Source organism: Paracidovorax avenae ATCC 19860 (genome assembly GCF_000176855.2).
In the GTDB taxonomy this organism is placed as follows: Bacteria; Pseudomonadota; Gammaproteobacteria; order Burkholderiales; family Burkholderiaceae_C; genus Paracidovorax; species Paracidovorax avenae.
Genome location: NC_015138.1, coordinates 3,449,406 through 3,470,534, shown reverse-complemented (window position 1 = coordinate 3,470,534; position 21,129 = coordinate 3,449,406). Strand labels below are relative to the sequence as shown.

18 protein-coding genes are annotated in these 21,129 nt (G+C 70.5%); 4 read left to right on the top strand and 14 right to left on the bottom strand.

Annotated features, from left to right (window positions below; translation table 11 throughout):
* Nucleotides 1–48 precede the first annotated feature (48 nt).
* Nucleotides 49–495, bottom strand: coding sequence for a GatB/YqeY domain-containing protein (locus ACAV_RS15195; RefSeq protein WP_013595457.1), 447 nt, complete (start codon nt 493–495; stop codon nt 49–51).
* Nucleotides 496–732: 237 nt separating this feature from the next.
* Nucleotides 733–945, bottom strand: a complete 213-nt coding sequence (gene rpsU, locus ACAV_RS15190) for a 30S ribosomal protein S21 (protein WP_007833691.1) — start codon at nt 943–945, stop codon at nt 733–735.
* A gap of 319 nt (nt 946–1,264) precedes the next feature.
* Here rpsU and ACAV_RS15185 point away from each other — a divergent pair, with 319 nt between their 5' ends.
* Nucleotides 1,265–4,516, top strand: coding sequence for an EAL domain-containing protein (locus ACAV_RS15185; RefSeq protein ID WP_013595456.1), 3,252 nt, complete (start codon nt 1,265–1,267; stop codon nt 4,514–4,516).
* 3 nt (nt 4,517–4,519) lie between these two features.
* Here ACAV_RS15185 and ACAV_RS15180 read toward each other — a convergent pair whose 3' ends face one another.
* Both ACAV_RS15180 and ACAV_RS15175 read right to left on the bottom strand, forming a co-directional pair.
* Nucleotides 4,520–4,918: an antibiotic biosynthesis monooxygenase family protein gene (locus ACAV_RS15180; protein ID WP_013595455.1), complete on the bottom strand. Its 399-nt coding sequence runs from the start codon at nt 4,916–4,918 to the stop codon at nt 4,520–4,522.
* Entirely contained in the window at nt 4,915–5,292 is a 378-nt protein-coding gene (locus ACAV_RS15175) for an NIPSNAP family protein (protein WP_013595454.1), read from the bottom strand. Before ACAV_RS15175 ends, ACAV_RS15180 begins: the two co-directional genes overlap by 4 nt.
* 123 nt (nt 5,293–5,415) lie before the next feature.
* Between ACAV_RS15175 and ACAV_RS15170 the strand changes: the two genes are divergently transcribed.
* Nucleotides 5,416–6,183, top strand: a complete 768-nt coding sequence (locus ACAV_RS15170; RefSeq protein WP_013595453.1) for an ArsR/SmtB family transcription factor — start codon at nt 5,416–5,418, stop codon at nt 6,181–6,183.
* 51 nt (nt 6,184–6,234) lie between these two features.
* On the opposite strand, the gene ACAV_RS15165 is transcribed toward ACAV_RS15170, so the two are convergent.
* The 4 genes from ACAV_RS15165 to ACAV_RS15150 form a co-directional block, all read right to left on the bottom strand.
* The gene (locus ACAV_RS15165) at nt 6,235–7,497 is read right to left on the bottom strand and encodes a BaiN/RdsA family NAD(P)/FAD-dependent oxidoreductase (protein ID WP_013595452.1); all 1,263 of its coding nucleotides are present in this window, start codon (nt 7,495–7,497) and stop codon (nt 6,235–6,237) included.
* On the bottom strand, nt 7,497–8,621 hold the full coding sequence (locus ACAV_RS15160) for a sterol desaturase family protein (protein WP_013595451.1): 1,125 nt from the start codon (nt 8,619–8,621) through the stop codon (nt 7,497–7,499). Before ACAV_RS15160 ends, ACAV_RS15165 begins: the two co-directional genes overlap by 1 nt.
* A gap of 102 nt (nt 8,622–8,723) precedes the next feature.
* Nucleotides 8,724–10,391, bottom strand: a complete 1,668-nt coding sequence (locus ACAV_RS15155; protein WP_013595450.1) for a SulP family inorganic anion transporter — start codon at nt 10,389–10,391, stop codon at nt 8,724–8,726.
* A gap of 19 nt (nt 10,392–10,410) precedes the next feature.
* The gene (locus ACAV_RS15150) at nt 10,411–11,076 is read right to left on the bottom strand and encodes a carbonic anhydrase (protein ID WP_013595449.1); all 666 of its coding nucleotides are present in this window, start codon (nt 11,074–11,076) and stop codon (nt 10,411–10,413) included.
* Nucleotides 11,077–11,308: 232 nt separating this feature from the next.
* Here ACAV_RS15150 and ACAV_RS15145 point away from each other — a divergent pair, with 232 nt between their 5' ends.
* Together ACAV_RS15145 and ACAV_RS15140 are read left to right on the top strand one after the other, a co-directional pair.
* On the top strand, nt 11,309–11,815 hold the full coding sequence (locus ACAV_RS15145) for an acyl-CoA thioesterase (protein ID WP_013595448.1): 507 nt from the start codon (nt 11,309–11,311) through the stop codon (nt 11,813–11,815).
* 144 nt (nt 11,816–11,959) lie between these two features.
* Nucleotides 11,960–12,730, top strand: a complete 771-nt coding sequence (locus tag ACAV_RS15140) for a hypothetical protein (protein ID WP_013595447.1) — start codon at nt 11,960–11,962, stop codon at nt 12,728–12,730.
* A 5-nt stretch (nt 12,731–12,735) separates the two neighbouring features.
* Here the strand turns inward: ACAV_RS15140 and ACAV_RS15135 are convergent, their stop codons facing one another.
* The 6 genes from ACAV_RS15135 to nirD form a co-directional block, all read right to left on the bottom strand.
* Nucleotides 12,736–14,196 (bottom strand): cellulase family glycosylhydrolase, encoded by a 1,461-nt coding sequence (locus ACAV_RS15135; RefSeq protein ID WP_013595446.1) that lies wholly within the window; start codon nt 14,194–14,196, stop codon nt 12,736–12,738.
* Nucleotides 14,197–14,397: 201 nt separating this feature from the next.
* Nucleotides 14,398–15,096: a type IV pili methyl-accepting chemotaxis transducer N-terminal domain-containing protein gene (locus ACAV_RS15130; protein ID WP_013595445.1), complete on the bottom strand. Its 699-nt coding sequence runs from the start codon at nt 15,094–15,096 to the stop codon at nt 14,398–14,400.
* Nucleotides 15,097–15,141: 45 nt separating this feature from the next.
* Nucleotides 15,142–16,002, bottom strand: a complete 861-nt coding sequence (cobA, locus tag ACAV_RS15125; protein WP_013595444.1) for a uroporphyrinogen-III C-methyltransferase — start codon at nt 16,000–16,002, stop codon at nt 15,142–15,144.
* Nucleotides 15,999–16,925, bottom strand: coding sequence for a DNA-binding protein YbiB (gene ybiB, locus ACAV_RS15120; RefSeq protein WP_013595443.1), 927 nt, complete (start codon nt 16,923–16,925; stop codon nt 15,999–16,001). Before ybiB ends, cobA begins: the two co-directional genes overlap by 4 nt.
* Before the next feature lie 75 nt (nt 16,926–17,000).
* Nucleotides 17,001–19,958 carry a nitrate reductase gene (locus tag ACAV_RS15115; protein ID WP_013595442.1) on the bottom strand — a complete coding sequence of 986 codons (2,958 nt, stop codon included), beginning with the start codon at nt 19,956–19,958 and terminating at the stop codon, nt 17,001–17,003.
* Between the two features lie 754 nt (nt 19,959–20,712).
* The gene (nirD, locus tag ACAV_RS15110; protein ID WP_013595441.1) at nt 20,713–21,102 is read right to left on the bottom strand and encodes a nitrite reductase small subunit NirD; all 390 of its coding nucleotides are present in this window, start codon (nt 21,100–21,102) and stop codon (nt 20,713–20,715) included.
* Nucleotides 21,103–21,129 lie beyond the last annotated feature (27 nt).

Below are 21,129 nucleotides of genomic sequence, written 5' to 3'. Positions count from 1 at the left end.
GCAGCGACGGATGCGGCGCATGGCTGCGCCCGGAAAGGCAGCGAGCCGTCAGCCGGCCAGCGCCGCCTTCACGGCGGCCGACACCTGGCCCATGTCGGCCTTGCCGGCCAGCCGGGTCTTCACCACGCCCATGACCTTGCCCATGTCGCCGGGGCCCGCGGCACCCAGTTCGGCCACGATGGCCTTCACCGCGGCGGTCACTTCGTCAGCCGACATGCGCTCGGGCAGGTAGGCCTGCAGCACGGCCATCTCCGACTTCTCCTTGTCGGCCAGGTCCTGCCGGCCCGCGCCCTCGAAGGCCGTGATCGAATCCTTGCGCTGCTTGATCAGCTTGTCCACGATCGCGACGATGGCGGCATCGTCCAGCGTCACGCGCTCGTCCACTTCCTTCTGCTTCATCGCGGCCTGCAGCAGGCGGATGGTGCCCAGGCGCTCGGAGTCCTTGGCGCGCATGGCGGTCTTCATGTCTTCGGTGATCTGTTCCTTGAGTCCCATGGCAGATTTCCTTGTATTGATTGGATCAGGCAGAGAGGAAGGGTTTGCACAAAGCCTTCCTGGCTAGGCGCAACGCCGCAGACAGTAGTGTTGCTACGGCAAGGCGTTGCAACGACGCCAGGAAGGCTTTTTGCAGACCCGCAAAATGACAAAACCCGCGCTTGGCGTCCCTAGCGCGGGTTTCTCGGCGGCGAGGCCGGCCGTATGGATCAACCGATATGGCGGCCTGTGCGGCGATCAGTACAGCTTCTTCGGCAGCTGCATGCTGCGAACGCGCTTGTAGTGGCGCTTCACGGCGGCAGCCTTCTTGCGCTTGCGCTCGGCCGTCGGCTTTTCGTAGAACTCACGGGCGCGCAGGTCGGTCAGCAGGCCCAGCTTTTCGATGGTGCGCTTGAAGCGGCGCAGTGCCACGTCGAAGGGTTCGTTCTCTTTTACACGGATGGTGGTCATTCAGTGATGTTTCCAATAGGTGCTGCCAGCGGGTTGCGGGGAAGATCGGGCCCTGCAGCCATTCACAGCGGTTTCCCCGTCTCTAACTAGTATTGGCCGACGGGGTTTTGCCAGCAAAGCCGAGGATTATAGCGTTTTCTGGCCGGGGCGTGTCATGCACCTGTACCGTTCCGATGGCGGCTGCCTCGGGATGCCTCCGGCAACCCGGCCTTGACCCAAGATGGTGCGGAAATTGCTAATAGGTGTAACAGCCTGGATGCACCAGGTTTTTACGGGGACAGGCGGGCGGGACGCTGCTCTTCTTTCCCCGCTGCAACTCATGTCGATCATGCACCGCATCACGGGCCGGCTGGGCCGCTGGCTGGGCCGTCTCAGCGTGGGCCGCAAGCTCATGCTCATCTACCTGCTGGACCTCACGGCAGTCATCTACGTTTCAGGAATCCTGATCCACGAGAAATTCCTCGCCATCGATTTCGCGCGCAAGGAGATCGTCGGCACGGAGTACGCGGCGGTGGTGCGCGACGGCCTGATGGGCTCCTTCCTGCCCGGCGATCCGGTGGCGCGCGTCCTGCTGCGGGACCGCTTGCGGGATGTGCGCGCCGAGCACGATGCCACCCTGCGCACCGGCGACATGGCCGAGCGCTTCGCGCAATCGCTGCAGGCCGCGGCGGATGATGGCTCCGCGCCCGTGCGCCCGCAGGAGCGGGGCACACTGCTGCGGCAGGGGCGCGAGCTCCTGACCACCGTGGCCAACCAGTCGAACCTGATCCTGGACCCGGACCTGGACAGCTACTACGTGATGTCGCTCACCATGCTGCGTTACCCCGAGCTGCTGCAGGTGGTGCACGACACGCTGGGATTTCTCTCGGTACGGCCCGCGCCGCGCCCGCAGCAGGCCGTCCCGGGGCCGCACCGCGCTGCGGAACTGCTGACGCTGGTGGGCCGGCTCGATGCCGTGCTGGTGGGTATCGATTCGGATTTCGACCAGGCTTTCATCGCCGGCAAGCCGGCACTGCGCGCGCGGCTGGGCGCGACGCGCCAGGGCCTGCAGGCGTCGGGGCAGGCCCTGCAGGCGCTGCTGCAGCGCGTGGCCCAGGGCGAAGTCGGACCCGATACCGCGGCGCAGGAGCTGCACGGCCGCCAGCAGGCGCTGCTGGCCTCCCTGGGCAGCGCCTGGGTGGCCGGCACGGAGGCCATGGGCGATCTGCTGCACGCGCGGGTACATGACCTGTTCGCGCGCATGTGGCTGCACCTGGGCACGGCCGTGCTGCTGCTGGGCTGCATCCTGAGCATGGTCACCCTGGTGGCGCGGCAGATCGCCAAGCCGCTGCAGCAGCTTGCGCGGGTGGCGGGGGAGGTGCGGCGCACCGGCGACCACACGCTGCGCGCGCACTGGAACAGCGGCGACGAGATCGGCCGGCTGGTGACCGCGTTCAACGACATGCTCGCGCAGCTGGACCGAGAGCGCCTGCTGCAGCAGGAACTGGCCGCCAGCGCGCGCGCTGCGGAAGCCCAGCGCGAACTGGTGGAAGCGCTCCCGATCCCGATGGTGGTGACCTCGGTGCCCGAGCACGAGGTGCTGCATTCCAATGCACCTGCCGGCCACTGGCTGGACGGCGTCACCCACGATCCCTGGCGCGCGGGGCTGGAGCCGGGCGTGCGGGCGCGGTTCTTCCAGCGCCTGGCGGACCATGGCGTGGTGGACGAGTTCGAGGTGCGCTGGAAGGGCGGCAAGGAACCCGCGTGGGCCGTGCTGTCCGCGCGGCGGCTGCGCTTCCAGGGCCGTGACGCGATGCTCACCGCGTTCGCGCCGATCAATGTGCTCAAGGTGATGGAGCAGCGGCTGGAGCTGTGGGCGAAGGTGTTCGAGGCCTCGTCCGAGGGCATCATCATCATGAACGCCGCGCAGCGCATCGTGAGCGTGAACCAGGCGTTCTGCCGCAGCACGCACTACGATTTCTACGAGGTGATCGGCGAGCAACTGGGCATGCTGCTCGATGCGCCGGGCGAATCCGCACCGGGCGAGACCATCGCGCGCGCGCTGGCGGACAAGGAGTCCTGGCAGGGCGAGGTGCGCTTCCGCCGGCGCTCGGGCGAAAGCTACCCGGCCTGGCTCATGGTGTCGGCCGTGCGCGAAGGTGGCAAGGGCGGTGCGGTCACCAACCACATCGGCATCGCGATCGACATCACCGACCGCAAGCGCAACGAGGAACGCATCCGCTTCCTGGCCCACCACGACGTGCTCACCGAGCTGCCCAATCGCTCGCTGTGCGTGCAGCGCCTGCAGGCGGGGCTGGAGCAGGCCGCCCGGACCGGCGAGCAACTGGCCGTGCTGTTCATCGACCTGGACCGGTTCAAGGCGATCAACGACACGCTGGGCCACCACATCGGCGACGGCCTGCTGCGCTCGGTGGCGGCGCGGCTGGTGCAGTCCGTGCGGGAAGGCGATACGGTCAGCCGCCTGGGGGGCGACGAGTTCGTGATCGTCATGCGCCAGGTGGAAGGCGCGCAGCAGGTGCTGCGCGTGGTGGAGGAGCGCCTCATCCCGCTCATCCGGCAGAGCCATCCGGTGGAGGCGCATGAACTGAGCGTGTCGTGCAGCGTGGGCATCGCGGTCTATCCCGAGGACGGCGCGGACCTGGACGAGCTGATGCGCCGGGCCGACGCGGCCATGTACGAGGCCAAGACCGCCGGGCGGGACATGGCGCGCCTGTATTCGCTGGAGACGGACCGCCGCGTGCAGGCCCGGCAGGCCATGGAGCAGTCGCTGCGGCGCGCGCTGGAGCGCCGGGAGTTCGCGCTGCACTACCAGCCGCGCATGTCCGCCCGCACCGGTATGCCCACGGGGCTGGAGGCGCTGCTGCGCTGGCGGCATCCTTCGCTCGGGGAAGTGCTGCCGGGCGAGTTCATCCCCATTGCGGAAGAGGCCGGCCTCATCCGCGCGATCGGCGCCTGGGTGCTGGACCAGGCCTGCGCGCAGTGGGCGGCCTGGCGGGCGTCGGAAGCGGGCGGCGGGCTGGCGGGCCTGCCGGTGTCGGTGAACCTGTCGGCCGCGCAACTGGCCGACCCGCTGCTGGTGCCGGACATCGCCGCGCTGCTGGCGCGCCACGGCATGCCTGCGCGCTGCCTGGAGCTGGAGATCACCGAGTCGCAGCTGATGGACAACGCGGGCGTGGCGCAGGGGCAGCTCGCGGCGCTCAAGCAGCTGGGCGTGCAGCTGTCCATCGACGATTTCGGGACGGGCTATTCGAGCCTGGCCTACCTCAAGCGCTTCGCCATCGACAAGCTGAAGGTGGACAAGTCCTTCATCCGCGACATGCTGGCGAGCCCGGCCGACATGGCGATCACGCGCGCCATCATCGGGCTGGGCCGCACGCTCGGGCTGCAGGTGGTCGCCGAAGGCGTGGAGGATGCGGCCACCCTGCGCATGCTGGAGTCGCTGGACTGCGACGAGGTGCAGGGCTACCTGTTCAGCCGGGCGCTGCCGCCCGAGGCGCTGCAGCGGTGGGTGGCGGAGGCGGCGACGCAGCCGCCGCGCTCCCATCGGCCGGTGGCGGCCGTGGAAGGATGATGCTCAGGGGCAGCAGGAAGCGGTGCCGGCGAGGCCGTGCGCCTGCATGTCGGGGCAGGTGAGGGGGCAGGGGCCTGCGCCGTCGGGCGCTTCGGCGCGGTCCTGCATGCCGTAGTCCCGCAGCACGCGGGCCACGCGGAGCCGGTAATCCGCGAACACGCCGCCGCGGCCCGCGGCCTGCGCGCCGCGGTGGCCCGCATGGCCGCGCCAGCCCGCCACCGCGGCCTCGTCGCGCCAGAAGGACAGCGACAGCAGTTTGCCGGGCGTGGACAGGCTCTCGAAGCGTTCCAGCCCGAGGAAACCGTCCATGTCCTGCAGCGCTGCGTGCAGGGCCGCGGCGCGCGCGAGGTATTCCTCGCGGCCCGCGGCAGAAGGCAGTGCCTCGAAGATCACCGCGATCATGGTGCGGCTCCTTCGGCCGGAGGAGCTGCGCGGCCGGCGTCCGCGGGCTCTGCCGGCTTGTCGAACGTGCCAGGCACCGCCACGGTGAAGCGGCGCTCCTCGCGCAGGATGAAGCGCTGGCGCTGCGCCCGCTCGAAATTGGCGCGGCCTTCGGGATCGGTGCGCAGGCGGGCGCGGTAGGCCTCGTAGGCGGCAAGGCTGTCGAAGGCGACCAGGCCCCAGGCCTCGAAGTTGCTGCCCTCGTGGGGCAGGAAATAGCCCACGAGGTGGCCGCCGCAGCGCGGGATGATGCGGCCCCAGTGCTCGGCGTAGTCTCGGAAGGCGTCGATCTGGAAGGGATCGATCTCGTAGCGGATGAAGCAGGTGACGGGCACGGTGTGCGCTCCTGGTGAGGGTGGCAGGGAACGGCGCGGTGCATGCGGCGGAAGGTGCATGCATTGCGCACCGGTCCATTGGACGGGCCGCGCCGGACGGGATGCTTCGCCCGGGAGCGAAGCGTGCCGGTGGCCGCCTGCGGCACACTGCGGAGCGTGAACACCAACCAGATCGCCCGCGTGGCCGGGCTCATCGGCGAACCCGCCCGTGCGGCCATGCTGCTGGCCCTCATGGACGGACGTGCGCTCACCGCGCGCGAACTTGCGGGCGCCGCGCGGATTTCCGCGGCCACCGCCAGCCGGCATCTGGCGCTGCTCGTGGATGCCGGCCTGCTGGCCGTGCGCAGCCAGGGGCGCCACCGCTACCACGCCCTGGCCGGCGCCGAGGTGGCGCGGCTGCTCGAAGGACTGATGCAGTTCACCGTGCGCCCCGCGGCCATGCCGCCGCCTGCTGTGGCCGCCGGGCCGCGCGATGCGGCGCTGCGCATGGCGCGCACCTGCTACGACCATCTGGCAGGCCGCCTGGGCGTGGCAGTGGCCGACCACCTGCTGGAAGAGGGCGCCGTCGTGTTCGACGGCGAGGAGGGCGGCCGCGCCACGGACCGGGCCGCCGCCGTGCTGGCGCGCCTGGGCCTGGAGGCGGCTGCCGCCCTGGACGGGGGCTCGCGCCGGCCCGTGTGCCGTCCCTGCCTGGACTGGAGCGAGCGCCGTCCCCACCTGGCTGGCCGGATGGGCGCCCTGGTCTGCGTCCATTGCCTGGACAGCGGCTGGCTGGCGCGCAGCACCGGCTCCCGCGCGCTGGCCATCACGCCGCGCGGTGCGGTGGCGCTGCGGGACGTGCTGGGCGTGGCCCGCTGGGCCGAGGTGGTGGGACCCGCGGAGAGGGGCTGAGCAGGGACTGAACAGGGGCCGATGAGGGGGGCGGCCCGCCCGCCCGTGCGGCTATGGTCCGGTGCCGCCCTGTGCCGCCGGCAACGCCTGCGCACAGGCATGCGCGCTCGCCCACGCCCACTGGAAGTTGTAGCCGCCCAGCCAGCCGGTGATGTCCACCACCTCGCCGATGAAGTACAGGCCGGGCTGCGCGGTCGCCTCCATGGTCTGCTGCGACAGCGCGCGCGTGTCGATGCCGCCCAGCGTTACCTCGGCCTTCTTGTAGCCTTCGGTGCCGGTGGGCGTCAGTTCCCAGCGTGCCAGCTGGTCCGCCAGCCGCGCCAGCGCCTTGTCGGAGGCCTCGTTGATCGGGCGCTGCCAGTCGGGGCTCCGCTGTGCCCAGGCATCGGCCAGGCGGCCGGGCACCAGCGTGGCGAGCTCGTTGGCGATCAGCTTCTTCGACCGTGCCTTGCCCTGCGCGAGTGCCCCGGGCAGGTCGGTGCCGGGCGCGAGGTCGATGGCCAGCGGCGTGCCGGGCTGCCAGTAGCTGGAGATCTGCAGCACCGCCGGCCCCGAGAGGCCGCGGTGCGTGAACAGCAGGTCTTCCAGGAAGGCCGTGCGCTGCTTCTTCGAGCCGGTGGCGATCTCGACGGGCAGAGCCAGGCCGGCCAACTGCGCGTACGGTGCCCAGGCATCACCGTCGAAGGTGAGCGGCACGAGGCCCGGGCGGCGGTCCACCAGCGGGATGCCGAACTGCTGCGCCAGGCGGTAGCCGAAGTCGGTCGCGCCGATCTTGGGGATGGAGAGCCCGCCCGTGGCAACGACCAGGCTGCGGGCCTGCACCGGGCCGCGGCCGGTATCGACGTGGTAGGTGGCAGCGCCAGCCCCCTCTGCGCCTGCCGGGTGGAATCCCACCTTCTTCACGGTGCAGGGCTGCCAGCGCTCGACCTGGCCGGCCTCGCATTCGGCCAGCAGCATCCGGATCAGGTCTTCGGCCGACCGGTCGGCAAAGAGCTGGCCCTTGTGCTTCTCGTGGTAGGCGATGCCATGGCGTTCGACCAGCGCGATGAAGTCCGACGGGGTGTAGCGCGACAGCGCAGAGCGCGCGAACTGCGGATTCTGTCCCACGAAGTGCCTGTGGGGCGCACGCACGTCCAGGTCGCGGTTGGTGAAGTTGCAGCGCCCGCCGCCGGAGATGCGGATCTTCTCGGCCACCTTCTCGGCATGGTCGATGAGCAGCACCTTCAGCCCCCGCTGGCCGGCCTGCGCGGCGCAGAACAGGCCGGCGGCGCCGGCACCGATGATGACGGCGTCGAACCGTGGCGGGGGATGCATCAGCCTTTCCAGGTGAACGGGAACTTCAGCTGCTTGATGAAGCCGTTGGGCACATAGTCGCCCAGCACGCCGTACTTCTCGGGCCAGAGCCGGTCGCTTCGCACCGCGGTGCCGAAGAGGTAGTCGAGGAAGGCGAAGTGCGCGGCATAGTTGCGGTCCAGCGCTTCCTGGTCCTGGCTGTGGTGCCAGTGGTGGAAGTTGGGCGTGACGAGCACGTAGCGCAGCGGGCCGAGGCGCACGCTCACGTTGGCATGGTTGAACACCGCCTGGAACCCGACGATGACGATGTAGGCATCGATCACTTCCTTCGAGAAGCCCAGCACGTAGATGGGGGCCAGCACCAGCGTGCGCGTGATGAGCAGTTCCAGGATGTGCTGGCGCGAGCCGGCCATCCAGTCCATGCTCTTGACGCTGTGGTGCACGGCGTGCAGGCGCCAGAGCGTGGGCACCTCGTGGTAGGCGCGGTGCGTCCAGTACTGCACGAGGTCGGCCACCAGGATGATGAGGAAAAGCGCTACCCAGAAGTTCAGGCCCTGCACCCAGCCGCGGATGCCGTCGCTGGCGGCCCAGCCGAACAGCTTGTGCACCAGCAGGTTGGTGGCCAGCAGCACGAAGCCCACCACCATGTGGTTCACGATGAAGTGGTGGAAATCACACTGCCACTCGGGGCGGAAGATGGGCTGGTCACGCCGCAGGGCGAAGAGCTTCTCGATGAAGATGAAGATCAGGGCGCTGCCCAGCAGGTCGAGGATGAACCAGTCGAGGCCGATATAGGGCGTGTTGTCCGCGAAATCGTGCACGGGCACCTTGTGGCCGCCGAGCAGCGCGGCCGAGGTCACGAGCAGGAAGGCCGCGGACGACAGCCAGCGCGAGCGGTTGAACACGATGTTGACGAGCGAGAGCCCCCCGGCCACCACCAGCGCCGCGAACAGCACCATGCGCAGCACATCGACGTTGTATGCCTTGCGCAGCTGCGGCGTGGTGAGGTATTCGGGGAAGTGGAAGGCGAGCACGCCCAGGAAGCTCAGGATGCCGAGCGAGAGTGCGATGACGCCGGAGATGTGGCCGCGGCCCGGACGCAATTCGCCGTGGCTGGCGGTGAAGTCGTTGAGTTTGTCGAGCATGGGGCTGCCGCTGGGGGCTGTAAGGCGAGGCGCGAGTGTAGCGAACCCGCGCCCCGCCCGGCAGCCCCCACCAGGGTGGGGGGCGCCGGTGCGCCCGGCGGCTCAGCCCGCTGCGGCGCGGGGGCGCAGCAGGGCCGCGAGCCCGGAGATGCCCACGGCGCCCCCGAGCCCGGAGTCCGGTGTGGCGGCCGGCAGGGAGCGGCATTCCACGTGGATTCCGCGCTCTTCGGCGTGCGCGAGGAAGTCCTGCAGCGTCTCGCGGATGTCCCGGTCCAGGAAGCGGCAGTCGCAGCCGTCGATCACCAGCGTCTGCCCTTCATGGACCCGCGACAGGTAGCCGCGCAGGCTGGCGCGGCTGAAGAACGAGACGTCCTTGTTGAGCCGCAGCAGGTGCATGTCGCCGTCCGACACCATCGACAGTGCGCCGCGCGTGTTGGACTCGATGACGAACAGCATGCTGCTCGCCAGGCCGATGAGGATGCCCATGAGCAGGTCGGTGGCGAGGATGGCGCCCACGGTGACCGCGAACGGGATGAACACGCCCCAGCCTTCGCGCCACACGGACGCCACCAGCGAGGGCTTGGCGAGCTTGTAGCCGGTGTGCAGCAGCACGGCGGCCAGCGCCGCGAGCGGAATCCATTCGAGGAACTCGGCCAGGAACAGCAGGCTCGCGAGCAGCAGCAGGCCGTGCAGGATGGCCGACAGCCGGGTGCGCGCGCCGGCCTGCACGTTGGCGGAGCTGCGCACGATCACCGCGGTGATCGGCAGGCCGCCGAGCAGGCCCGCGACGATGTTGCCGATGCCCTGGGCGCGCAGTTCGCGGTTGGGCGGGGCCACGCGCTTCATGGGGTCGAGCCGGTCGGTGGCTTCGAGGCTCAGCAATGTCTCGAGGCTGGCGACGAAGGCCAGGGTCAGCGCGACGGTATAGACCTGCGGATTCGCGAGCGCCGACCAGTCGGGCGTGGAGAACTGGGCCCAGAGCCCCGCGAGGCTGTGGACGTCCGGCAGGGCCACGCGCTGCGCTTCGGTGAGTGCGGCCGAGGGGCGCGCGGCGAGCGCGGCGGCATGGCAGCCCACGCCCCAGACCACCGCGACCAGTGGCCCGGGCAGCCGCCCGAGCACCGGGAGCCGCTTGACGAAGGCGGTGTCCCAGGCGAAGAGGATCGCCAGGGCGCCGGCCGCGATCACCGTCGCGCCCACGCTGACGGAGCCGAAGAGATGGCGCGCGGCATCGAAGGTGTCCGCTGCCGAGGGCACGACCCGCATGGCGTGCTCGGTGGACTGGAAGCCGAAGGCCACGGGCAGCTGCTTGATGATCAGCAGCAGGCCGATGGCCGCGAGCATGCCCTTGATGACGGCGGCGGGAAAGCAGGCACCGATCTTGCCGGCATGCAGCCGGCCGAGCACCCATTGCAGCACCCCGGCCAGCACCACGGCAGTGAGGAAGGCCGGGTAGCTGCCCAGGCTGGCGATGGAGCCCACGACGATCACCACCAGCCCTGCGGCGGGACCGCTGACGCTCAGGTGGGAGCCCGAGAGCGCGCCCACGACGAGGCCGCCAACGATGCCGGACACCAGCCCGGCCATGAGCGGGACCCCGCTGGCGAGCGCGATGCCCAGGCACAGCGGCAGTGCCACGAGAAAGACGACGAGGCTCGCGGGCGCGTCCTGCCGCACATGGGCGAACAGGCCGCGCGGGGCGTGCGCCGCGGGGGACGAGGAGGGCGTGGAGGCGGCAGCGTGGGCCGCTTGCAGGTAGGGAGTGGACATGGCGTGTCTCCTGGCATCTTCAGGCCGCTTCGGCCCAGTGGCGGCTTTCGGCGTCGAGGGCGATCACCTGGCGCAGGCGCCCGTCGCGCAGCGCATAGACCCAGCCCAGCAGGGCGAGCGGCTGGCCCCGTTCCCAGGCCTGGCGCACCGGCCCGGTGGCGGACAGCACGTGCACCTGCTCGGCCACGTTGAGCGCGACGAAGCGGTCCACGCGCGAGCTCAGGTCCTGCTCGGCGTCTGGAAGCCCTTCGCCCGCTTCGATCTCCTGCACGCGGCGGCGGTAGAGCGAGCGCAGCGGGCGGATGTGGCGGCCGAGGTAGTCGCCTTCGCCGGGTTCGCCCACCCGCTCGCGCGACTGCAGCAGCGCGGCCCGCACGCCGCCGCAGCCTTCGTGGCCGCAGACGATGACGGCCGGCACGCGCAGCACGTCGATGGCGTACTGGAGGGCGCTCATGATGTTGGTGTCGTCCGGCCGCACGAGGTTGGCGACGCTGCGGTGGACGAACAGTTCGCCCGGCAGGGCGTTGGTGATGCGTTCGGCGGGCACGCGGCTGTCGGCGCAGCCGATCCAGAAGGCCCGGGGTTGCTGGCCGCTCACGAGGTTCTCGAAGAAGGCGGGATCGCGGGAAGTCATCTCGTCGGCCCAGGCGCGGTTCTGGAGCAGCAGGCGGGTGGTGAGGTCCATGGTTTCCTCCTTGGGGTGGGCGGTGGTTCAGGAATGTTGCGGCGCAGCATTCGAGGTTACCGCCAGACGGAATTCCTGCGAGCGGAATTTCGGATGCTTACATAGGTGTTTCTTTGCATGCGATGAATAACAGCCCGTTGCAGATTTACTGCCTGCTTCTCCCTGGAACGGCCGGGTTGCCGACCCTGCGGAAAACAAGGACTTTCAGCCGCCGCCCCCTAGAATCGCGGCCATGACCATGCCCCACAGCCCCGCCCACCAGCTCAGCATGACGGTGCTCATGTCGCCCGACATGGCCAACTTCTCCGGCAACGTGCACGGGGGTGCGGTCCTCAAGCTGCTGGACCAGGTCGCCTACTCCTGCGCGGCCCGCTATTCGGGCAGCTATGTGGTGACGCTGAGCGTGGACCAGGTGACCTTCCTGCAGCCCATCCACGTGGGCGAACTGGTCACCTTCCTGGCGAGCGTGAACTACACCGGCTCCTCGTCGATGGAGGTGGGCATCAAGGTGGTGGCCGAGGAGATCCGCACCCAGGTCGTGCGGCACGTGAACAGCTGCTTCTTCACGATGGTGGCGGTGGACGAGGCCCGCAAGCCCACGCCGGTGCCGCCACTGTCGCCTTCCACGGCGGATGAGCGGCGGCGCTGGGAGGCGGCGTTGCTGCGCAAGAGTCTGCGCAAGGAGCAGGCAGAGCGTTTCGCGCAGATCCAGCGCGAGGCGGCGCTGGCGCACGGCTGAGCGCAGCCTTCGCGCAGCCCCTGCGGTCTTGCAGGCCCCGGAGGCCGGGATTCGTTTTCCGGGGAGGCTGTTTCGCGCCTGCGGTGCGGTATCGCCGGTCGGACCCCCAAGATGTGTTTCCAGTCAATCTGTGGAGCATCCGCTATGGAAACAGTCGGCCGGAAGGCCATGGGAACGGTCCCGCATGCTGCCGTCAACGTGCCGGCACCCGTGGATCCAGGAGAAGCCCTGCGGCCGTCTTCGGCCCATCCTCCGTTGGGGCTGGCGCCGAGGCGCAGGGCCGAGCGGGAGGGGCTGCCCGGACGCAGGGCCTTGTCTGCGCCGCCGCGCATGCAGGCCGCGGCGGTCCATGGGCAGGCGGTCGCGTTCGCCGATCTGGTCGGCGAGGAGCACGCCCGTCGCATGGATGCGGAGTGGGGCGCCTTGCACGGAGCACGCCTCAAGCACGGCAAGCCCCATGTCCATGGGTGGGAGGCTGCGCAGAATCCGGAACGGATGGCTGTTGCGCCGGGCAATCCAGGGAATGTGCGGCTCGATGCATCGGTCGACCTGGACCGCGTGAAGCGCGGCAGGCCGATGCTCTGGTGCATCGGCCCTGGCGGAACGCTGCTGCTCGGGCCCGAGACGGAGGTGGGACATGATCCCGATACCGGGAAATCCCGCCGACTGGGCCATCCGAGCCTGCTGCCCGGCACGCTGAAGGACACCGCGACGGGGCAATGGTGGGGCAAGGAGGCGCGCATTTCCGGTGAGCTGGGATGGGACGCCGCGAAGGAACGCTTCTACATCCTCAACCAGTCAGGACGGTATTCGCGCCATCCGGGCATGGGGCCAGCCCAGATGGAGAATGTGGCGCGCAGCTTTGCCCAGGCCGGATTGCCAGTGGAAATCCGCCTCGTGGGCGAAAAGACCTGACGCGGTCAGCGCGCCGCGCAGAAGCCGAATTCCGCCGTGCCCCCGGGCGCGAGCGTGCGGTTCCACGACACACCGGAGGCCTGCAGCGTGCTGCCCGACTGCGCCCAGACCGCATTCCAGAGATTGTTGACCGTGCCCTGCACGCCGATGGAGACCGTCCAGTCGCCTGCGGCGCCGCCGCTGTTGGTCACCTGCACGCGCTGGCAGTAGCCCGCGCCCCAGTCGTTGTCGGTGATCTGCTTGACGCCGAAGCTCGCCCCCGGATTCGGATTCGGATTCGGATTCGGATTCGGATTCGGGTTCGGGTTCGGGTTCGGGTTGGGGTTGGGGTTGGGGTTGGGGTTGGCCCCGCCCGTGCCCCAGAGCCGGTTCAGGAGTTGCACCTTGTCCGTGCGCACCGTGTTCCAGTCGTCGTCCAGGATGCCGCCGGTGTCGCCGCTGTTGGGGTTCCAGGACCAGTAGAAGCCGCTGCGGATGCCCTTGCCGATCAGGTAGTCCACCAGGGCGTTCTGCCACTGCACGTCGCGCGGGTCGCCGCGGCCGTACTTGCCGCCGAATTCGCCCGGCAGCACGGCGTGGCCGGCCTGCACGAAGCGGCCGAAGTGCTGCTCCCAGATGGCGGACATGTTGGCGGGGAAATCCGCTGCATTGAAATACGACTGCATGGCCACGTCCGGCCCGTATGTGTGCGGCGCCAGCAGCAGGCGGTCGGCCGGGATGTCCAGCGGCGTGCAGGCCAGTGGCTCCAGGTTGCCTCCCCAGAAGTGGCCGCTGCCGGTGGAGCAGGAGGGGTTCTCGCCGATGCCTTCCACCGCGACGATCCAGCGCGGCGCGGCCTGCGCGACCGCGGCGGCGGCGCGCTCTGCGGCGCGGTTCCAGTCGGTGGCGGCATTGCCGGTGCCCCAGGTGGCGGCGCCATGGGGCTCGTTCTTCAGGTCGATGCCGATCACCCCAGGCACGCCTTTGTAGCGGTTGGCGGCGAAGACCAGGTCGGCGATCCACTGCTGTTCGCTGTAGGCCGGCGTGTACCAGAGCTCGCTGATGGCCTGGCAGTCCGGCGTGTGGTGGTCCAGCAGCACGAACATGCCACGGTCGCTGATTTCCTGCACGACCTTGTCGAGGATCTGCTGCGAGTTCAGTCCCTGCAGGTCGGGGTTGCGGCTGTAGTCGATGCTGCCGGGGCCGGTGCCACGCAGGCTTTGCGGACAGAAGGGCAGGCGCACGGCATTGAAGCCCTGCTGCTGCATCTGGCCGATCATGTCCTTCCAGTTGCGCGCCCAGAGGCCGTGGACCACGTGCTCTCCGGTCTCGAAGCCGAACCAGTTCACGCCACGCAGCTGCACGGCCTGGCCGGCGTCGTCCACCACCTGGCCGTTGCTGATGGAATAGCTCCATGCCGCGCCGCTGCATGCGAGCAGGCTGGCGGCCAGTGCGACGGCCCTCCCCACGGATCCAAGATGTGCCATGGTTTCTCTCCCTCCCGGTTTCGCCGGATAAACCCGAGTGTGATGGCCGCGCCTGCGAAAGGCCGTGCCTTGCCGGCGCGGGGCCGGGCGGAACGCACGGCCGGGCTGGATCATAGGAGGAGGGAATGCGGGCGAAGTGTTTCGATTCCGCGCGGTTGTAAGAGCCTGTGCGCCGCGGTGCGCCGTCGGCGCGGCCGTCCGTCAAACCGCCCGCCGGCCACGGCCGGCAAGCGATACGGCCTGCAGCGACAGGCGGTCGATTTCCGCCGTGATGCCCGAAAGCACGTTGGCCACGACGGCGAACTCGCGGCCGTGCGCGGCGGCCCGGGCGGCCATGACCTGGGCGTTGAAGCTCACCACCTTGGCCTCGCGCGCGACGGTCTGGATGGAGGCGACGATGCCCGACAGCTCGCCCATCATGTCCTCGGACTGCCGCCGCTGGATCTGGTCGAAGACCGTGGTGGCGGCGTTCAGGGCCTCGAGCACGCCATCGGTGGCGGCCACCAGCGGCGCCAGGGCATCCGCCGCGCGGGTGCTGCCCTGGTCGGCCAGGTCCAGCGCGGCGCGGGCCTGGCGGGCGAACGCATCGATGGTGGCGCCGACGCCGCGGGGGCCGTGGTACATGGCATCCACCTCGCGTGCCGAGGCGGCATCCAGGTGGCGCGGCGTCTGCACGAGGCGGGCCTGGCTGGACTCGAAGGTCTGGAGGGTCTGGCGCGCCGCCAGGGCCTGGGCGGCCTCGCCCTGCACGGCCAGGACGGTCTGCAGGACGATGCGCTGCGACAGCATGCGCTGGCGCGCGGCGAGGTTCACCAGGGAGATGTCGGCCTCCCCGCTGCCGGCCGGGCCCGGGGCGGAAGGCTTTGGGGAGTGCGCTGCGGGGATCGGGAGGGCGGCCATGGAAACCTCTTCGGGTGAAAAATCTTGCGCAGGCCGCCGGCGCCTTCAGCCGGCGTGCCGCAGCGGCGGCGGCGCCACCGGCAGGGGCTGGCCCAGGCCGGTACCGGCCGCGGCGGCCACGCCGGCCGTCACGTCGCCCACCACGATGACCGAGGGGCTGCCGAGCTGTTCGCGCTCGATGGTGGCGTGCAGCTCGCCCAGCGTGGTGAGCGCGTGGCGCTGGCAGGGCAGGCTCACGTGCTGGATGATGACCACGGGCGTGCAGGCCGGTAGGCCGGTGAGCAGCTCCTCCTGGATGTGCGCGGCGCTGCTCACGCCCATGTAGATCACCAGCGTCAGGCGCGCTGCGCGGGCCGTGGCGGCGAGCTGGCGCCAGTCGATGCCGCTGTCGCCGGGCTTGGCGTGGCCGGTGACGAAGACCACGCCGTGGGCGTGCTCGCGGTGCGTGAGCGGCGTGCCGAGCAGGGTCATGCCCGCGAGGCCGGCCGTGATGCCGTTGACCACGGTGACCTCGATGCCGGCCGCGCGCAGGTGTTCGACCTCTTCGCCGCCGCGGCCGAAGATGAACGGATCGCCGCCCTTGAGCCGGACCACGTTCTCGCCTTCGTTCACGGCCATGACCATGAGTTTCTCGATGAAGGCCTGCGGCGTGCTCTTGCAGCCGCCGCGCTTGCCGACGTGCACCACCCGCGCGCCGGGCGCGGCGAGGGCGACGATCTCGTCGCTGACGAGGTCATCCACCAGCAGCACCGTGGCGGCCTGGATGGCCTTGAGGGCCTTGAGGGTGAGCAGTTCGGGGTCGCCCGGTCCCGCGCCGACGAGCGTGCAGGTGCCGCGCGGCGCGGCGCCGTAGGGGCGGGCCGGCGAGGTGGGGCCGGTCTGCGAGGGAGGGGCGGAACGGTTCATGGGGCTGTCTCCGTAGGGTTCTGGCGGGCAAGACGCAAGATGTGTTCCACCTGCCGGGAGAGCGGGGCGGGCACGGGCAGTTCGCCCGCGAGCACCTGCTGCGTGTAGCGTGCGGTGCTGTCCACGTCGATGTCCGCGGGCAGGCCGGGCACCTCGGCCGCGGTGCCGGGCTGCTGCTCATCCCACACATGGTGCGCGCCGCGCACGAAGGCGTCGTAACGGGGCGTGCGGCGCGGGTCGGCGGCGACCTCGCCCTCCAGGCCGCGCGAGAGCAGCACGTCCATGCCGCGCGCAGCGAAGGTGGCGTGCAGCATCTCCAGGTACTCGGGGTGGGTGTAGGCGGTGACGAGCAGCGACGGGCCACGCACCGGGTTCATGAGCTTGACCACGCTGTGCCCCGGGTTGCGCAGGCCGACGACCTCGCGCACTGCCAGCAGCCGCGCGAGCCCCGGGCAAAGCAGGCCCGTGCGGACGTGCGCGACGCTGCCGGGCGCGACCGCTTCGGGCGACTCCATGGGTGCGACGCCCAGGGCCTGCAGCACGTCGCTGGCGAGCACGCGGCGCGCCTCGGTGCGCATGCCGTGCAGCAGCACGGGCAGGCCCTCGCGGGCGAGCAGCAGCGCGAGCAGCGGCGTGAGCACGGGCAGCCGGCGCGCGCCGTTGTAGCTGGGCAGCACGATGGTGGGCACATCGCCGGCGGGAACGGGAGCGAGGCGGGCGTGGGTGGCGTCGAGGAAGCCGCACATCTCGTCGGCGGTTTCGCCCTTGATGCGCATGGCGATGCAGAAGGCGCCCACTTCGTAGTCGGTGACCTGTCCGTCGAGCACCTGCCCGAAGAGATCGGCGGCCTGTTCGCGGCCAATGGCACGGGCGCCGCGCGCGCCGCGGCCGAGGTCCTTGAGATAGTGGCTGATGCTGCCCATGGATGCGGAAATTGGTGGTGCGTGGAGCGGATGTCGCGGGGACGCGCATTCTCCCGTAATTCAGAGAACTTCCGGTTATATGGAGGACTCCGTGGCCGGCACGGCTGCGCTGTCCCGCACCATGCGGCGGAGTTCCGGCAGGCAGGAGCCGCACTGCGTGCCGCAGCCCAGCGCCGCCTGCAGCTGGCCCAGCCGCTCGGCATCGCCGCCGTGGCATTGGCCGAGCTGTGCTGCGATCGCCGCATCGCTCACGTTCATGCAGCTGCACACGGGGCGGCTGCGCGGCGGGGCAGGCGTGGCACTGTCCGGGGCCTGCAGGCCGGGCGACAGCAGACGGCGGCCATAGCCCTGCGCGGGCCGCTCTTGCTGCAGCAGGTCGCGCAGCCAGGCCTCCGCGCTGGTGTCTCCGGCCAGCAGCAGGGCGCCCAGCCGCAGTTCATTGCCATCGGCGCCACCTGTGCCGTGCTCCACGCCGGGCCCGCCGGACGCTGCAGGCGCGGCTTCGAGCCGCAGGGCCCGCCGCTGGCCGCGCCGGGCGTCGGCATAGCGGAGCGTGTCGGCGCCGCCCAGGCCGAGCAGGGCCTCGATGCGTGCCAGCAGGGCATCGGGTGCGGGCGCGGTGCCGGCTACCCGCAGCAGGACCCCGTGGCGCTCGCGTGTGGGCTCCGACAGGGGGGCGTTGTTGCCGAACGGCACGCAGACCGCGAAGGGGAAGCCGGCCAGCAGGCCGGCAAGCTGCGCGCGCACGGCCAGGGCCTCGTCCGCCGGCAGCCAGGCCATGCCGTAGAGCCGCCAGGGCAGGGCGGCCCGCTCGATGTGGACGGCCGCATGCTTGAGCTCGGGCTGCTTCGACGCCGGGCAGAAGGCCGGCGAGGTGACGGCGTTCACGCCCAGGGCGGGAGGCGGTGCATCCGTGCCGTCTGCGGTGCCATCCTGCGAACCGGCATGGCCGCAGAGCATTTCGCCGCCCCAGTGCATGGCGATGAAGGCCTGGGAGAGACCCACGTCGGTGCTGGCCTGCACGGGCACGATGACCGCGCCCCGCCGGCTTTCCACCCGCACCAGCTCGCCTTCGGCGAGCCGGCGGCGCTCCATGTCCTGCGGGTGCAGTTGCACGCAGGGTTCGGGGGTGTGGCCGAAGAGGCGGCCCAGGGTGCCGGTGCGGCTCATGCCGTGCCACTGGTCGCGCAGGCGGCCGGTGGTGAGGCTGAACGGATAGCGGGCGCTGCGCGGCTCGGCGACGGGCTTCCAGGCCGCGGCGGCGAAGCGCGCGCGGCCGTCCGGCGTGGGGAAGACTCCATCTTCATAGAGACGTGCGCGTCCCTGGGCGGCCCCTTCCGGAAACGGCCAGTGCTGTGGCCCCTGGCGGTCGATCAGCGCCCACGACAGGCCCGTGATGTCCAGGTCGCGCCCGCGCGTCGTCTCCCGGTGCTCGTTCCAGACCGCCTCGGCCCCGGCCTCGGCGCAGCCGGTGTCGTAAGGGAACAGGCTGGCGCCTTCCGGGCGCAGCCGATCTTGCAGCCGGCGCGCGAATTCCACCGCGATCGCCCAGTCGTGCCGGGCCTGCCCTGGCGCCGGCACGGCCGGCCGCACCCGCGAAATCCGGCGCTCGCTGTTGGTGACGGTGCCCGTCTTCTCGCCCCAGGTGGTGGCGGGCAGCAGCAGGTCGGCGTAGGCGCAGGTGGCTGTCGTGGAGAAGGCTTCCTGCACCACGACGAACTCCGCGCGCTCCAGTGCGCGGCGCACCGTGGCCTGGTCCGGCAGGCTCTGCGCGGGATTGGTGCAGGCGATCCACAGCGCACGGATCTCTCCGTCGGCGGCGGCCTGGAACATCTCCACCGCCGTCCTGCCCGGCGTGGCGGGCACCTGGGGCACGCCCCAGAGCGCGGCCACCTCGGCGCGGTGCGCGGGGTTCGCCAGGTCGCGGTGGGCGGAGAGCAGGTTGGCCAGTCCCCCCACCTCCCGCCCGCCCATGGCGTTGGGCTGGCCGGTGAGCGAGAACGGGCCCGCGCCAGGACGCCCGATCTGCCCGCAGGCCAGGTGCAGGTTGATGAGGGCCGCGTTCTTGTCGGTGCCGCTGCTGCTCTGGTTGAGGCCCTGGCAGTAGAGGCTCAGTGTCGGGGCACGGGCTCCGGCGCTGCCGACGGGTGCATCGGCACCACCGAGCGCAAACCAGCGCGCGGCCGTGGCGAGCTGCGCCTCGGTGATGCCGCAGACCTCGGCCACCCGCGCGGGCGTGCAGTCGCGCACCGTGGCCTTGAGCGCCTCGAAGCCCGTGGTGTGCGCCGCGATGTAGCCGGCATCCACCCAGCCCTCCCAGAGCATGAGGTGCAGCATGCCGTGGCAGAGCATGACGTCGGTGCCGGGCAGGATGGGCAGGTGCAGGTCGGCCATCGCCGCCGTTTCGGTGCGGCGCGGGTCGGCCACGATGATCTTCAGGCCCGGGTTCGCGGCCCGCGCGTCCTCGATCCGCCGGAAGAGGATGGGGTGCGCCCAGGCCGTGTTGCTGCCCGTGATGAACAGGCACTGCGCCAGCGCGAGGTCTTCATAGCAGGCCGGGGGGGCGTCCGCGCCCAGCGTGGCCTTGTAGCCTGCCACGGCGCTGCTCATGCACAGGCGGGAATTGGTGTCGATGTTGTTGGTGCCGATCAGTCCCTTGGCCAGCTTGTTGAAGACGTAGTAGTCCTCGGTGAGCAACTGGCCCGACACATAGAACCCGACCGCATCGGGGCCGTGTGCCTGGATGATGCCGGCGAACTTCCCGGCGGTCATGTCCAGCGCGGCATCCCAGCCGATGGGGGCCGGCGCCTGGCCGCGCTGTGTGCGGTGCAGGGGCGTGAGCAGGCGGGTCTGCAGGGTGACGGGCTGCGTGGCGGTGAGGTGCAGCGTGGATCCCTTGGTGCAGAGGCGGCCGAAATTGGCGGGGTGGGTGGGGTCGCCGCGCACGCCGGTGATCCGGTCGCCGGTGGATTCGATGATGACGCCGCAGCCGGTGCCGCAGTAGGGGCAGGTGGATTTTGTTTCTTTGTGCATGGCGGGGGGGCTGCTGGTTGGTTGGTTCCCGGGGCCGGGGTGTGCGCCCGGCGGCGCACCTACTTTCTTTTGCTTCGCCAAAAGAAAGTAGGCAAAGAAAAGGCGAGCCCTGGTGTCTGCGTCCCCCTTCGCCCCGGAGGGGCGAAGGGGGCAGCCTGCGGTGCTCGGACGCGGGGCGGCGCCGTGGAACTCGCTTCGCGCACTTTGTGCGCTGCGCTCGGACAACCACGGCGAGTCAGATCACGAAGCAGGCGTGTCCTGCGGCACGCCTGCCCGCCCCGCGCCCTGCGCTCCTCGGCGCAGCCACGAGGGCGGGGTGCAGCATACGGGCCATTGCTTCGCTCGGCCTGTGGTGCGCGAGTGCGTTGCACCGCGCACGGTGTTTTTGGAAGGCCGAGCGCAGCGACGGCCCGGATCACCCCTTCTGGATGCGCCTGGGGCGCGCAGGGGGTGGGGTGGCGGGCGTGCCGCAGGACACGCCCGCATCGTGAACTGACTTGCCGTGGTTGTCCGAGCGGAGCGCACGGAGTGCGCGCAGCGAGTTCCACGGCACACCCCACCCCCGAGCACCCCAGGTTGCCCCGTTCGCCCTGCGGGCGAACGGGGTCGCATCCAGCAGGGTCGCCCTTTCTTTGGTTACTTTCTTTCGGCGAAGCGAAAGAAAGTGACTCGCCCGCCGGGGCGAAATCCCGGCTCCGGGAGGAAAACACAACACAACGGCTCATGGCGCCACCAGGCAGACGAGGCCGAGGCCCTAGGCCCCCGCCGCCACTCCCCGCCTCGCCGGCCCCGCCACCGGCCTGGTCTCCCCCACCGCATGCCCCGCGAGCTCTCCCGCATCCAGGAACACCTCCCCGTCCTCCACCTTCACCGCGAACCGCGGCGTGCAGCCTTCGTCCGGCGCGGCGGCCTGTCCATCGCACAGGCCGATGCTCCAGTTGTGCAGGGGGCAGGCGACGCTGCGGCCGAAGACGATGCCTTGCGAGAGCGGGCCGCCCTTGTGCGGGCAGCGGTCGAGGAGGGCGAAGACTTCTCCGGCGTCGTTGCGGAACACCGCGACGTCAAGTCCGTGCGGCCGGGCGACGCGGCGCGCGCCGAGCACGGGGATGTCGTCCACGCGGCAGATCGGGATCCATTGGGTCATCGGGGGCCTCTCGTGGGTATGGGGGAA